This is a genomic window from Bacillus thermozeamaize, assembly GCA_002159075.1.
Lineage (GTDB): Bacteria > Bacillota > Bacilli > ZCTH02-B2 > ZCTH02-B2 > Bacillus_BB > Bacillus_BB thermozeamaize.
Genome location: LZRT01000072.1, coordinates 37,451 through 51,682, shown reverse-complemented (window position 1 = coordinate 51,682; position 14,232 = coordinate 37,451). Strand labels below are relative to the sequence as shown.

The following is a 14,232-nucleotide window of genomic DNA, read 5'->3' as shown; positions in this document are numbered from 1 at the left end:
CGGGGGAACAGCGCATGCCCAGAACGGAAGAACAAAATCAGCAAATCCGGGATGAACGCAGGGAACAGATTCTTCAAGCAGCGTTGAAAGTGTTTGCCCGCAAGGGCATGGCCGCCGCCAAAATCAGCGACATTGCCGCTGAAGCGGGATTAAGCCACGGTCTGGTTTATCATTACTTCAAATCCAAAGAAGACATTTTCGTCACACTGGTAAAAAAGGCATTGCAAGGGTCATCTCTCGTCGTTCAATACGCGCAACAACAAGAGGGGTCCCCTCTGCAAAAACTGCGTTGGATGACGCACATGATTTTGCAGCATATTGCCGGCGAGGGGGCGTATCTCTTTTTGATCATGATGCAAGCTTTTACATCTGATGCGATACCCGAGGAAGTGAAACAAATGATGGACGATGGGCTCGCCTTTTCCGCCATCAAGGCCACCTTGCCTTTAATCAAAGCCGGTCAACAAACCGGGGAAATCCTGCAGGACGATCCGGAAAAATTGGCGGTCCTCTACTATTCCCTGATTCAGGGTCTGGCCATCAGCAAGATCCAATGGAAAGATTGTCCGCTGCCGGATGCCGACATGGTTTTGAGATTGTTGAAGGCGAAAGGATGAAACGGCTGCAATATCACCCTCTATTCACATCGCTATCTATTCACATCGCCTATTTCAGTTTCCGCTGCCTCCGTTTCTTCAACCGCCATCTCATCAAACGTTCTAACGTTCCATGTTCTAACGTTCTATTATGAATTTCCCGAATCACCTTTCTTGCAGAGAAATCCTGCGCTGGGCTTCATCGGACTTCCCCACTTCGATGAAGCTCTGTCTTTTTGAAGAAGGGGTGAATAAAATCTCCTTTTTCTCTTGAACGGCTCTTTGCAGTTTCTGAACCATGAACCCTATTCCTTTGCAATCACTTAGCGGATATGCCAATTTGCTGTTGTCAAAAACATATTTTGCCGAAAGGATCACCCAATCGCTAAAAAATTGAAGCGCATATTGCTGACATGCTTTATGAAAAGTGCCGATATAGGCATGTCTGGCTTCTGTCGCCCCTATGGACGGCGCTTTATCCCATACCTTCTTCGAACCGCATGGGACAATACATAACCGCTTCATCCGCCTCTGTTTTCCCCTTCCCCATTTGTTCCATCAGGCCATTTCTTTTGAGTAACGGCCCATGATTTGAACCACAGTTGAAAACTTCTCAAAAAAAGAACCTTCGATCCAAAGGCAGATCAAAAGTTCTTGGCGAAGAATTTCCAATAAATTCCATATCTCTGTTTTTTCATCCAAGCCCTTGTTTCTACAGCCAAAAGATTAACTGTAAACCAGTTCGCTTTCGGTCAGACCCAGCGTCTGCGAGGTTGAAGCATGAATTTCCTGCAAAAGATCCGGGTTTTCCGCGAGTGAGACGCCATAGGAAGGAATCATTTCTTTGATTTTCGGTTCCCATACTTTCATTTGTTTCGGGAAGCATTTTTCCAATACCTCAAGCATCACATAAACGGCAGTAGAAGCGCCCGGAGAAGCGCCGAGCAACGCGGCTACCGAGCCGTCAGCGGCAGTAACCACTTCCGTACCGAATTGCAGGGTTCCTCTGCCGCCTTCCTTTGTATCTTTGATCACCTGCACACGTTGGCCGGCGACCACGATCTCCCAATCTTCCCTTCTGGCGGTCGGAACAAACTCGCGCAATTCTTCCATGCGCTGCTCATTCGATAGCATCACTTGCTGGATCAGATACTTTGTCAACGCCATCTCTTTTACGCCCGCCGCCAACATCGTCAGGATATTATGCGGTTTTACGGAACGGATCAGATCAAAATAGGAACCCGTTTTCAAGAACTTTGGTGAGAAGCCGGCAAACGGTCCAAACAGCAACGTTTTTTGGTTATCAATATATCGGGTGTCAAGATGCGGCACCGACATGGGAGGAGCACCAACCTTGGCTTTCCCGTACACTTTGGCATGGTGCTTGGCGATCACTTCCGGATTTTTACATACCATAAACAGTCCGCTTACCGGGAATCCGCCAATCCGTTTTGACTCAGGAATACCGGTTTTTTGCAGCAACGGCAGACTTCCGCCCCCAGCGCCGATAAAAACGAATTTTGCCGTATGGTATTCGATGTTGCCAGTGTCGAGATCATGCACTTTCACGATCCACGAGCCGTCGCCCGCACGTTTAATATCCTGAACATGATGCTTGTATCGGATCTCGACGTGTTGACGCTTCAAGTGGTCAAACAACATGCGGGTTAACGCACCGAAGTTGACATCGGTTCCCGAGTCGATTTTTGTGGCCGCGATCGGTTCCTTCACGGTACGGCCTTCCATGATCAGCGGAAACCACCCTCTTAACTTAACAGGATCATCAGAAAATTCCATCCCTTTAAACAGGGGGATGCTTGACAGCGCTTCAAACCGTTTTTTCAAAAACGCGACGTTCTTTTCCCCTTGTACGAAACTCATATGAGGGATGGGCATGATAAAGTCCTGCGGATTCCGAATCAGATTTCGGCTTACCAGATAAGACCAAAACTGTTTGGAAAGCTGAAATTGTTCATTCACTTTTATCGCTTTGCTGATATCTACCGATCCGTCCGGTTTTTCGGGTGTATAGTTCAGCTCGCATAGTGCGGCATGGCCCGTACCTGCATTATTCCATTCGTTGGAGCTTTCTTCGCCTGCGGTTGCGAGTTTCTCAAAGACCTTGATTTCCCATTCCGGCGCCAACTCTTTCAGCAAGGTTCCCAACGTCGCGCTCATGATGCCGGCACCAATCAAGATCACGTCTGTTTTGTTCTGTAGGTTGCTCATGACGACTCCTTCCTTTTCCCCTATACTCGCTAAACATGCAGGGGCTCCCGCTTAGGCATTAAAAAGGAAGGCCCCCACCTCGGAACACACCTTCCGTCTCATTTAAACTACCATACTCTATTATGATACCTATAGTTACAAATATCTACTATAATTTGCTGGGGATAAGCCATTTAGAGACTGGCAATGATGGAGAATCCTTCTACAAGGGCCGGAAACTCGCAAGATGAAAGCCTTAACCCAACTTCGCGTGAGGGTTAAGGCTTTTATATTAATCAGTTTAGGTCGTTTCACATAGATCAAGGGATTAAAGAATGTATTAGGATTATTTATGATACGTCTCCCCGCGCTGGATCTTGAACGCCCGGTAAAGCTGCTCCAGCACCATCAGGCGCATCAGCTGGTGGGGGAAGGTGAGCCGGGAGAAGGACCAGAGCAGATCGGCCCGCTCCCGTACCGTGCGGGACAGTCCCAACGAGCCGCCGATCACCAGGTACAGCTGGTGCGTCCCGTAGGTGGCCCACTCCGCCATCTGCGCCGCCAACTCCTCCGAGCTGAGCATCTTCCCCCGCATGTCCAGCACCACCACTTTTGCCCCCGGCGATCCGTCCGGCAGGCGCTGCAGGATGCGCTCCCCCTCCCGCTCCCGAACCTGCTCTTCCTGCGCGGCGGACAGATGCTCCGGCGCCTTCTCCTCCTTCACCTCCACGATGTCCAATCGCGCATAGGGCCGGAGCCGCTTGACGTAGTCCGCAATCCCTTGCTGCATGTACCGCTCCTTGATGCTCCCCACAGCCACCAGCGTCACTTTCATGCCAGACCCCCACAAGTTCTGAGATGCCGATTTTTGGCATGACATATTCTCACATGACATCAATGTATCACAAATACCTCTCGACCGCCTCCATCACCTCATTCGGCGCTTCAAAGGGGACAAAGTGCCCCACACCCGGCAGAAGACGCACCTGGTCCAGTTGCGAGAAAAACCGGTCCAGGCGGTCTGCCCATGCGGCGCGGATCACCGGATCCTCCTCTCCCCACAAGACGGTGGTGGGGTGGGCGATCTTGCCGAAAAGAGGGTTGGGCGAAGCGTCCTTGGAAGCGGCCGCGATGGCCATCTGTGCAGCGAGGGCGCCCAACGTCCGGTAAAAGGCGACACTGCTTTTGAAGGCGCCGGGGCGCGCGTACACCGCCACGATTTCCGCAAACTCTTTCGGCCGTACCGCCTCTTTGCGGCCCACCCAGTGCGTGTAAAAATGTTTGAGGTAAATGTGCACCGTGTCGCGATTGTAGCCGACCAGTTCCTCTGCGAGCGGCAACTGGTGAAAATGCTGGTACCAGAATTCCCGCTGCGTGGCCGGTTCAAACTGCCGCTCGCCGATCCCGGGATAGGGCGGGTTCAGCAGCACAAGGGCACTGATCTTTCCCGGAGCCATGCGGACCAGCACCTGGGCCGCCATCGCCCCGATGTCGTGCGCCACGAGGATGACATCGCTCAGCCCCAACCTGTCCAGCAGGACAGCAACATCCTGCGCCAGGGAAAGCGCGCTGTACCCTTCCAGGGGTGACAGATCCGGCTTGTCGGAATCCCCGTAACCACGAAAGTCAGGCGCGATGACATCGGCTTTCTCGGCCAATGCCGGAATGATCCGCCGCCAGTCATACCAAAACCCCGGCCAGCCGTGCAGCAGCACCACGGGGCGGCCCTCCCCCTGCCGGACGTAGTGCAAGGTAACACCGCCCGTCCCTTCCGTCCTCCCATGCCCCCAGCGTTCATCGTGCGGCGGCACATCCAAAAAAAGAGCCTTTTCCATTCTCCATCTCCCCCATTCTTTTTCACCAGGTTGCGTTTCCCTTACTTCCTTACTTAACCATGCCAATAATCCATTTTTTCCATGCTTGCGTTCCCCGCTTGCCTTGCTCTCGTCGTGGACGAAATCGCCAGTTTACCACCAGTTTAAACGAACGACGGGAAACCCACATTCCCTCAAATGTAGGAATCGCTCGAATGTTTCATTGGCAATCAGACTCCGATATAATCGATGTAAAGAACTCCCATGTCATCGTGTCATGAAGGGAATGTCAAACCTTATCAAGAAAGGCGCTGATCGGGATGTTGAAAAAGTTCATGGCGAAGCTGGGCGTCGGCTCGGCCAAGGTGGACTTGGTTTTGCACAAGCGCGAATGGATGCTTGGCGAAGACGTCGAAGGGGCGCTTCACATTGAAGGGGGAACGGTCGAACAGGACATCCGTCAAATTCTTGTCGAATTGGCCGTGAAATTGACGGCAAACGGAAAGGCATTTTCACACCGGATCACCTCGATCCCCGTTGCCTCCTCTTTCGTGATCCGTCCCGGCGAAAAAAAGATCTTGCCTTTTACGTACCGCCTGCCGAATAATTTGCCCATTTCCAGAAGGGGCGTCTCGTACAGCTTTGTGACGCGTCTGGATATCGCGGGAGGCGTCGATCATTTCGACAGCGATACAATTCAAGTGCTTCCCCCAGCCAGGTTTGCGAACATCATCCGTGCTTTGGAGATGCTGGGCCTTCGCGAAAAAGCGGATTCCGGAAAACTCAACGGCTATCTCCAGGCGTTTGCGTTTTTCCCCACAACCCACTACAAAAACCGCCTGGAGGAAGTGGAACTCGCCGCAACCATCGAGGAAAACGGCATCCGGTTGTTCCTGGAAGTGGACATGATCCCTTACCCGTTAGGGTTTGGCGAAAGAGAATTGAGACAAGAGATTTTCCTTGAAAACAAACAGCTGGACAATGTCCAGGCCCTCTCCGCCCATTTGCGGATGATCATCGAAGAGATGCTGCAAAATCCCGAGCCATACCGGTTCAGACACGCTTCAGGAAAGCCTGCTCATGGCCACGTCTGGCGTCACGGCCACCGTGGAAGCGGCATGACGGAGGCGATGGGCGGCTTCGTCGCGGGCATGCTCGGCGGCATGCTCCTCAATGAGCTTTTTGACTCCGATGGGGCGGATGGAGCAGGCGAAACCGGCGGTGAAGGCCTCGATCTGGGCGGCTTTGATTTCGGGGATTTCTTTGGCGGCGGCGATAGTGGGGGATTCGGCGACGGCGGGGGATTTGGCGACAGCGGAGGGTTTTAACCGGGCTTTGCCATCGGGGTCAGGCGGATCACCGTCTCCCGCAGTTCACCGCCTCGCAGGTAGGAAATGCGCACCGTCTCTCCCGGCCGCTTCCGTGTGTAAAGATACCGGCGCAAATCGGCCGCCGAGTGGATGGACTGATCATCCATTTGAACAATCACATCCATGGGCTTAAGGCCCGCCTGTCTGGCGGGCGGGTCTACCCGCAATACGACGACCCCGGAAATCACCTCTTGCGGCAATCGCAACTGATTTACCCGTTCCTGGTTGGGAATGGCCTGCAAACTTTTCGGCGTAATCCCCAGGTAAGGCCGCTGAATCTGTCCCTCTTCAGCCAGCTGCCGGATAATCGGAAGCGCGTCGTTGACAGGAATGGCAAATCCCATCCCCTCGATCCCGGCATCGGAAATTTTCAGGCTGTTGATGCCGACCACTTCACCCCTCAGGTTGACCAAGGCACCGCCGCTGTTTCCCGGATTGATGGCGGCGTCGGTCTGAATCGTCTCCAGCTCCCACTCCGCCTCTCCGTCGCCGTCAAAGTCCAGCGGGATGGCACGGTTGGTGGCGCTGATCACGCCGGCCGTTACCGTCTGCGAAAAATCCAGCCCAAGCGGGTTGCCAATGGCGATGGCCTGTTGGCCGGGCACCAGTTGATCGGAATTGCCGAAACGGGCCACCCCCTTGACAAACCGGGCGTCAACGGCCAGTACCGCCAGATCGGTCAGCGAGTCCGCGCCAAGTACTTTGGCCGCTGCCCGGTCACCGATGCCGCAGACCACTTCCACCTGGCTGGCCCCTTCAATGACATGGTTGTTGGTGACCACATGGGCCACGTTTCCCTTCACTTCATACACCACGCCGGAACCGGTGCCCGCCTCGACCATTTCAGCCTGCCGCCTCATCCCGTCGCCCGCCCGTTGCAGGTTCACCACCCCGACCACGGCGGGACGCACCGCCTCCACCGCCCGCACCATGTCGGTCTCACGGCGGTTTAAGCGGCCCAGGACTTGCGGGGTGGGGCTTCCCTGGGGACCAAACCGGTAACCCCCGGCAGTGCCGGTGGTGTCACCGGCTTGTGTGCCCGCTTCATACCGCACCGGTCTCCATCCCCTGCCGGCCCCGGGCCCTCCCGATGCGCCGCTCCCGTCTCCTCCATCGTCCAAAAAGGCGGGGAGGATCATCAGTCCAAACATAGCGGCGATCACCACCCCCGACCAAAAGATCAAATAGCGCCTCCCCCCGACCGGCTTCCTGTCATCGTCCGGTCGCCGCTCTCCTTGCCAGTTTTGTTCTGACATCTCGTCACCTCCAGAATTCCCCACCAGCCGGTCTTTTCCCGCCCGGGAATCATACGCGTTGTCTTTAGTGTCTGAATCAGGGGGGCATTTATGCACCATCACGCCGGGGGGATAATTCACTCTCTTGCGGGGAATCCTGATCAATATCTTTTTCGTGCAATGACAGGCCAACATCTGACAGGGGGTGGGTTGATGCGGTTCTCCCCGATGGAAGAAATCAACTGGGTGGCCCAGTTGGGCGATCTGAAGGAAAACCATTACAAAAACACCTTGATCCTGACGGCGCTCGTCGAAATACTCGTGGAACGCGGAATCATCCGGCGCGACGAGGTGTTGCAGAAGGCGTACCAACTGGATGAAGAACTCCTGAAGCACCCGCAGCTGTGGAATTAGCTGTGGAATAATGGCAGGAACAAAACGTTTGCGCCTCCCGGAAAGGGAGGCGCAGCCTGCAGAAGGCCTGCATGAGAAGGCCTGCATTTATGTACCATTTATCAGTCGTATATCAGTCTTATCATGCGCGTCATGAACCTGAAACGGATTTCAGCGGCGTCGGCCGGTCCGGGAAAGTGGCGGCCAACGTCAGCTCTTTCCCCACTTCAATCTGTTCCCGGCGCAAACAGTGCTCGACCGTCAGATGGGCCAGTTCCTGCAGATTGTTTTCCTGGCTCAGGTGGGCCAGGAACACCTGCCGGATGGCGGAACCCATCTTCAGGATCTCCAGGAGCGTATCACCGGCCGACTCATTGGACAGGTGGCCCGTATCGCTCAAAATCCGCCGTTTCACTTCCCAGGGGTAGCGGCTCATCCGGAGCATCTCCACGTCGTGATTGGCCTCCAGGATCAGGATGTGGGAGTCGCGCACTTTTTCCATGACCTTGCGGCTCACATACCCCAAATCGGTGGCCAATCCCAGCTTGGCCTCCCCGTGATAAAAGCAAAATCCCACCGGCTCCGCCGCATCGTGGGAGGTGGGAAAGCTTTCAATCTCCAGATCGCCGATGCGAAACCACCGCCCCGTTTCAAAGACCCGGCATTGTCCTTCCGGAATCTCGCCCACCTGTGCGGGCATGGCCCTCCAGGTGCCGCTGTTGGCGTAAACCGGCAGCTGGTAACGGCGCGCCAGCACACCGACGCCCTTGACATGATCGATATGTTCGTGGCTGATCAGGATGGCATCCAGCTGATTCGGGCCAATCCTGTGTTCCGCCAGCAACTGTTCCAGCTGCCGGCCGCTGAGGCCGGCATCCACCAGCAGGCGCACCTCGTCCGTTTCAATGTAAAGCGCATTGCCCGTGCTGCCACTGGCCAACACTGAAAACCGCATTTGTTCTCCTCTCCATTTCTGCCACTCTATTCCATCTCTGCCGCTCTTTTGTTTCTGCCGCTCTCTTTTGCTGCCGTTCCAGTCAGACGGGAGGGCTTGGCTACAGCCGTTTACGGCAAAAGCTCAACGTTCTCTTCATTCCGTGCCATCCGCGACAAATTCCGTGCCGGATTCCGTGCCCGTCAGACCTCTCCGCTCCGGTTCATCCAGTTCCAGGCTGCCGGTGATGGCATTGACAAAGAGCACCTTGCGGCTTGTCTTGCCGCCGGGTTCCGGCTGATCGAAGACCACCCGCCAAACCGGGTTTAGCACCTGCTCATCGGCGTTGTACAGCCGTCCGTAGTATCCGAAGCGGATCTCCAAGAGGGCGGATCTGGGGGGAAGGTATTGGTTCTCCAGCAGGCTGTACACTGCCGTTGCCGCTGGAATCAGGGCCGGCGCCTTTTCACGCTTGCGGATCTCCACCCAGGATTGCCGGTAACCTGTCACCTTTCCCGCTTTTACCTCAACCTCCAATCCGACGTTGAACATCGGTACGTCCTCGGCCATTTGGACATACCGCCAGAGGCCTGCGGTCGACAGGAGCGGGTCTGGCTGGTACTGGCGGGCCTTCCAGATGAGATCGGCGGGCAGTTCGGGCAAGCCGTCGGAACGAGGCGATATTTCCCGGACCAGGGGATAGGGCTCCAGGAGCTGAACCGCCCACTGGTTGGGCTGCCGCTCACTGGGAAAGCGCCTGAACGCTTGCGTCTCGGGAGGGGTCACTTCCCGAAACTGCACGGTCAACACCCAGCCGTCCGGGATCTCCACGGGAACCTCTGTCTTCACGTCAATCCGCTTTTGCCGCAACTGCTGTTCCAGTTCCTGCTTGGCCGCCGCAAAGCCTTCCTCCAGGATGGACTGCCGTTCCACCAGTTCCCAGATGAGCAGCAGGTCAAGGATCAGAAAAGCGACGATGAGGATGCTTTTCGCTCTGCTCCAATCCATTCCCATCCCCCCTCATTCCGCCGCATCCAGCCAGCGGAAAGCCCCTGACGGTTCTGCCAGCACCCAGCCTGGTACAAGGCGCACCTGCCCCTTTGCCAATTCCATGCGGTAGGCCACCCGCGCCTGCCGCACCGGGACGCCTTCCCGCTGCAGCTGAAGCAGGCGTTGATACACCACATCACCGGCAGGCAGAATCCGTGACTGGCGTTTTAACCTCTGCCCCAAGCGATACAGCGGCCGCTCCAGGGAGATCACCTGCGCTTCGGGCTGCATGCTGACCAGCAGCCGCCCGTCTTCACCGGTCCCTCCGGTGCCGTACACCGGATAGGGTCCATGATAAAACCGAAAATGCAACCGGATTTGCTCCTGCCGGAATTGCTGATATCCGTCGATCAGGTAGTCCCCTGTCCAGCCTCCATGCTGATTGACAAATTGCACCGCCATCCCGGAATACCCCATCCTTTCGTTCCCCTGGCTTGCCTGCGAAAAAGCCATTGGCGCATCATAGACCAGGCGCAACCGGGATGGTTCCACCTGCAGGCTGCGGCTGCCGTCGGTGTAGACGGATACGCCATCGCGCGTGATCATTTCCCGGATATAGGACGGATCCACAAACAGGTACGGATTGATCATCTCCAGCGTGATCGGCTCAAGGCGCACCACTTCCTCCGCCACCTCAAGCGGTGCGGCCGGCAGGTACCAACCCTCAGGGGCGCCTTCTGAGGCAGGTGCAGGCTCCCCTTCCTTTCCGCTTTCCGCCGGCACGACGCCGGACGGCGGCGAATCCGGCGAGGAGGCAGCTGCCGGGGAAGCGGCGCCCGAAGACGGCGATTTCGCGGCCGGCAACCGGTTCGCCGCTTGGGAAGCGGGGTAAAAATGCACCTTCGGCAAGCCGGCAGCCGATTGGAGCAGCATTTGCCACTCCGGCGGCTCCGCTTCCACCACACCGCGGGCTGCCTGCCGCCGCTCCTGATCGATGAAATAAAGCCAGATCTGACCCTCCGCCCCTGACCAGGCCCACAGACGGGTGACGGCTTCCATCTGCCCCGCGCCGGCCTCCACCCCTTCCCAGATCACAGACAGTTCCTTAAGCGGCACCCGAAAGCCGTACTCCAGCTCGATGCCGACCGCCCGCCTCATGCCCAGCCAATCCAGTTCCGCCCAAGAGACCGCTTCCAGGTTCCTGACCTTCCATTCGGAAAGCTTCTCCAACGCCATGCGGTGAGGATGAGAATAGGGCAAGGCCATCCGGTGCGTTCCCGATTCGTGAAAGTAGATGACCTGCGGTGCGATCAGCTGTTCCGGTTTCCGTTCCTCCCCGAGCGGCGGGATAGAAGTGTAGTTCTTCTCCACCGCCGTGAAAGGCGGACGCTGGTACCACAACAACCAGGTGAGAAAGATGCTGAGCAGGACCAGAAACACCAGGAGAATGGATTTCCCCGTCTCGATCATTCGCCGCTGCAGCTCGTTCATCACCCTACCCCCTCTTTTTCCGCCAGGGGAACGGTGAAATAAACCGTGGTGCCTTTGCCAACCTGGCTCTTGAGCCAAATGTTCCCCCCGTGAGCCTCCACCACTTTCCGGGCGATGGACAACCCGAGGCCACTGCCGCCGGCCTGGCGTGAGCGGGCCTTGTCCACGCGGTAAAAACGGTCAAAAACGCGCGGCAAGTGCTCCTCCGGGATGCCGATCCCGGTGTCCTGAACCGAAACCAGGGCTTCCTGCCCGCGCTGGGTGAGGCGAATCCCGATCTGGCCGCCGGAAGAGGTGTACTTCAGCGCGTTGGAAAGCAGGTTGTCCATCACTTGCTGCAACTGATCCCGGTTGCCCCAGACAACCGGCTTTCTCTCCAGGTGAAGCTCCAGGCGAATCCCTTTCTCCTGCGCCGGCAACTGGAACCGCTCCACCACCTGCTCGATGAGCCTGGCCAGCGGCAGCGGCTCCAGCGCCGTCTTGGCCTCGGACGAATCCAGCCGGGACAGTTTCAGCAGATCTTCCACCAAACGGATCATCCGTTCCGTTTCCTGGTAGGCCACCTGCAAGAACCGCTGCCGGGTCGCATCATCCTCCACCGAACCGTCCGAGAGGGCCTCCAGGTAACTCCGCAGCGTGGTCAGCGGGGTGCGCAGTTCGTGGGAGACGTTGGCCACAAACTCGGCATTGACCGCCAGCGCTTCCCGCAGCCGCCGGCTGAGATGGTTAAAGGCGGCCGCCAGTTGTCCGATCTCGTCGCCGCTATGGACATTCACCTGCCGGTCAAAATCGCCGCGGGCCATCGCCTGGGCCTGCCGCGTGATCTCGGAAATCGGCCGGGTAATCGTGCGGGTGACAATCACTCCCAGGACGGCTGTCAGGATCAGCGCGATGGCTGTGCCGCTGGCGAACAAATTGGTGATCTTGCCGATGGTCTGGTACACCTCTTCCAGCGACGCTTCCAGGAATACGGCGCCCAGAACGCGTCCCTCCCGCTGAATGGGGATCGCGATCAACTGCTTCCGCTGTCCGGTCTCCGGATCCAGGCGAATCGCGTCATTCCGCAACCCCAGCAAGGCCCTGTTCACTTCGGTTTGCAAATTTTTCTGGCCCACCCTCTCCTCGGCGTCCCAAGTGGCGCTGAGAATGACGCCGTTGTTGTCCAGCACCTGAACTTCCACGCCGTTCATCACAAAAAACTGCTTGACCAGACCGTCAATCTCTTCGACCCGATCGCCCGCCTGCATGTACCGCTCAAGGTTGGCCGCCAGGAGATTTCCCTGGGCGTACATCGTTTCCGTAAAATTGGCCACATAATAGCGCTCCAGGGAGCGCAGGAAATAGACGCTGATGAGCTGCATCGCCAGGAGGATCAGGAGGACGAAAATGACGGTCACTTTCCACTGAATCCCCAACTGGCGCGAAAATCTCTGACGCAGTAGCTGAAGCGGGAATCTCTGACGCAGCAGCTGGAGCGGGAATCTCCGGCGCAGCGGCGGCGGACTCCCGCGCTGCGGCTCCCTCCCCTTCACGCATTTTGCCTCCCCGGCTCCTGCAGGTAATAGCCGACGCCCCGGCGCGTCAGGATGTACTCGGGGCTGCTGGGATCGTCCTCGATCTTTTCACGCAGGCGGCGAATGGTCACGTCGACCGTGCGAACGTCGCCGAAATAGTCGTATCCCCATACATCCTGCAACAATTGCTCCCGCGTCAACACCTGTCCGGGGCGCTGACTCATATACTCCAGCAGCTCAAACTCCCGGTGCGTCAAATCCAGCGGTTTTCCACGCTTGGTGACGGTGTAGGAAGAAAGGTTGAGCTCCAGTTCGCCGATCTTCCTCACCCTGGCCTCATGCAGGGAGCTTCCCGTCTCGTAGCGGCGCAGATTGGCCTTGACGCGGGCCAGCAGCTCCCGGTTGCTGAAGGGCTTGGTGACGTAGTCGTCGGCACCAATCTCCAGCCCCAGCACCTTGTCCACCTCGCTGTCCTTGGCGGTCAGCATGATGATCGGCATTTGCTTCTTGTGGCGGATCTGCCGGCACACTTCAAACCCGTCCAATTCCGGCAACATCACGTCCAGCAGCACCAGATCGGGAGAGCCGGTCAACGCCTTTTCCACCGCTTCCTTCCCGTCGTAGGCGCAATCCACGTGATATCCTTCCCGCTCCAAGGTGTATTTCAGGATCTCGGCAATCGGCTGTTCATCATCCACAACCAGGATCCGCTTCATGCACTTCCCCCCTTCCGAACCTCGTTCAGCCAGATGTCATAGGAACGTTCCAGGGATTGGCCAAACACCTCTTCCCAGGCCCGTTCAAAGGGAATCTGGCGGGCCAGCTGTTGATGAAACCTCACCAGCGCCTCCTCACCGTGCACCTGTTTCATGAATTGCACCCATTTAAAGGACTGGCGGTAGGCCAGCGCCACATTTTCCAGCTTGTCAAAGTCACGGTGCAGCTGGTCGAAGGGATAGAGGGGCTGCTGATTCAGCCGGTTGTCCAGGCTCACCCATTCATACCCAATCATCTCATATTCCACCAGCTGCGCCAATCCCTCCGTGTACCAGCGGGGAAAATTGTTGTTGGCCAGCATGTCCAGGTACAGATGGGTGTATTCATGGACCAGCGGCCCCTCATGGTGGTACCATTCGGCCAGCTCCCGCCCACCCGGGGAAGCGGCTCCGGTATCAGGAAGCAAGACCCGCGGGGACAACAGGTAGATGACACCGCCGTAATAAACCCCGCTCGCTTTTTCCGAAGCGGGCCAGCCAAACCGTTCTTGCATCTGTTCGTGGTGCGCGTACAGGACCAGCGGCACCGGCTTTTGCGGGGCAAACCGGAACTGCTTGGCAAATTCCCGGTAGACCGTCTCCGCCTCGGCCAGTACCAGCCCGGCGTACGGCTCATCCTCTGGCAGGTAGGAGAGGATAAAGTGGTCCGAGGCGGCTTTCTCCCAGCCGGCATACCGGAATTGTTGCTCCATCAGCTGGTTGGCCTGGCGGAATGCCGGTTGGGCCAGCGGCAGCTTGTACACGGCGGACACCAAGGCCACCCCCGTCAAAAAAGCCAAAACCACACCTATCCACCGGCGTCCGAATGCGGCACGCATCTCCTCTCCCTCCCGTCCCTCCAATCGGTTGTCTCCATTGTACCATACCGGTTCGCAGGCAGGTCAGGACCAGATTCATGCAAAAAAAGACGA

The 14,232-nt window shown here is 57.1% G+C and carries 14 protein-coding genes; 3 read left to right on the top strand and 11 right to left on the bottom strand.

What is annotated here, in order from left to right; genetic code table 11:
- Nucleotides 1–14: 14 nt before the first annotated feature.
- Nucleotides 15–617, top strand: a complete 603-nt coding sequence (locus tag BAA01_04955; GenBank protein OUM87622.1) for a hypothetical protein — start codon at nt 15–17, stop codon at nt 615–617.
- Between the two features lie 144 nt (nt 618–761).
- Here the strand turns inward: BAA01_04955 and BAA01_04950 are convergent, their stop codons facing one another.
- From BAA01_04950 to BAA01_04935, 4 genes are all read right to left on the bottom strand, one after another.
- On the bottom strand, nt 762–1,121 hold the full coding sequence (locus BAA01_04950; GenBank protein ID OUM87621.1) for a hypothetical protein: 360 nt from the start codon (nt 1,119–1,121) through the stop codon (nt 762–764).
- A gap of 201 nt (nt 1,122–1,322) precedes the next feature.
- Complete coding sequence (locus BAA01_04945) at nt 1,323–2,825, bottom strand: malate:quinone oxidoreductase (protein OUM87620.1); 1,503 nt, start codon at nt 2,823–2,825, stop codon at nt 1,323–1,325.
- A gap of 325 nt (nt 2,826–3,150) precedes the next feature.
- Nucleotides 3,151–3,639: a 23S rRNA (pseudouridine(1915)-N(3))-methyltransferase RlmH gene (locus BAA01_04940; protein OUM87619.1), complete on the bottom strand. Its 489-nt coding sequence runs from the start codon at nt 3,637–3,639 to the stop codon at nt 3,151–3,153.
- A gap of 67 nt (nt 3,640–3,706) precedes the next feature.
- Complete coding sequence (locus BAA01_04935; protein OUM87649.1) at nt 3,707–4,555, bottom strand: hypothetical protein; 849 nt, start codon at nt 4,553–4,555, stop codon at nt 3,707–3,709.
- Between the two features lie 383 nt (nt 4,556–4,938).
- Between BAA01_04935 and BAA01_04930 the strand changes: the two genes are divergently transcribed.
- A complete protein-coding gene (locus BAA01_04930; GenBank protein OUM87618.1) occupies nt 4,939–5,946 on the top strand; it encodes a hypothetical protein in 1,008 nt (335 codons plus the stop codon).
- On the opposite strand, the gene BAA01_04925 is transcribed toward BAA01_04930, so the two are convergent.
- Nucleotides 5,943–7,418: a hypothetical protein gene (locus tag BAA01_04925; GenBank protein OUM87617.1), complete on the bottom strand. Its 1,476-nt coding sequence runs from the start codon at nt 7,416–7,418 to the stop codon at nt 5,943–5,945. The two genes, BAA01_04930 and BAA01_04925, sit on opposite strands and share 4 nt — an antisense overlap.
- Nucleotides 7,419–7,436: 18 nt before the next feature.
- Between BAA01_04925 and BAA01_04920 the strand changes: the two genes are divergently transcribed.
- On the top strand, nt 7,437–7,637 hold the full coding sequence (locus BAA01_04920; GenBank protein ID OUM87616.1) for a hypothetical protein: 201 nt from the start codon (nt 7,437–7,439) through the stop codon (nt 7,635–7,637).
- A gap of 130 nt (nt 7,638–7,767) precedes the next feature.
- Here the strand turns inward: BAA01_04920 and BAA01_04915 are convergent, their stop codons facing one another.
- The 6 genes from BAA01_04915 to BAA01_04890 form a co-directional block, all read right to left on the bottom strand.
- On the bottom strand, nt 7,768–8,571 hold the full coding sequence (locus BAA01_04915) for a metallohydrolase (protein OUM87615.1): 804 nt from the start codon (nt 8,569–8,571) through the stop codon (nt 7,768–7,770).
- 135 nt (nt 8,572–8,706) lie between these two features.
- Nucleotides 8,707–9,558: a hypothetical protein gene (locus BAA01_04910; protein OUM87614.1), complete on the bottom strand. Its 852-nt coding sequence runs from the start codon at nt 9,556–9,558 to the stop codon at nt 8,707–8,709.
- A gap of 12 nt (nt 9,559–9,570) precedes the next feature.
- Entirely contained in the window at nt 9,571–11,031 is a 1,461-nt protein-coding gene (locus BAA01_04905; protein ID OUM87613.1) for a hypothetical protein, read from the bottom strand.
- Nucleotides 11,031–12,563 (bottom strand): hypothetical protein, encoded by a 1,533-nt coding sequence (locus BAA01_04900; protein OUM87612.1) that lies wholly within the window; start codon nt 12,561–12,563, stop codon nt 11,031–11,033. The genes BAA01_04905 and BAA01_04900 overlap by 1 nt, the downstream gene beginning before the upstream one ends.
- Nucleotides 12,560–13,261 carry a DNA-binding response regulator gene (locus BAA01_04895; protein ID OUM87611.1) on the bottom strand — a complete coding sequence of 234 codons (702 nt, stop codon included), beginning with the start codon at nt 13,259–13,261 and terminating at the stop codon, nt 12,560–12,562. The genes BAA01_04900 and BAA01_04895 overlap by 4 nt, the downstream gene beginning before the upstream one ends.
- Entirely contained in the window at nt 13,258–14,163 is a 906-nt protein-coding gene (locus BAA01_04890; protein ID OUM87610.1) for a hypothetical protein, read from the bottom strand. Before BAA01_04890 ends, BAA01_04895 begins: the two co-directional genes overlap by 4 nt.
- Nucleotides 14,164–14,232: the final 69 nt, after the last annotated feature.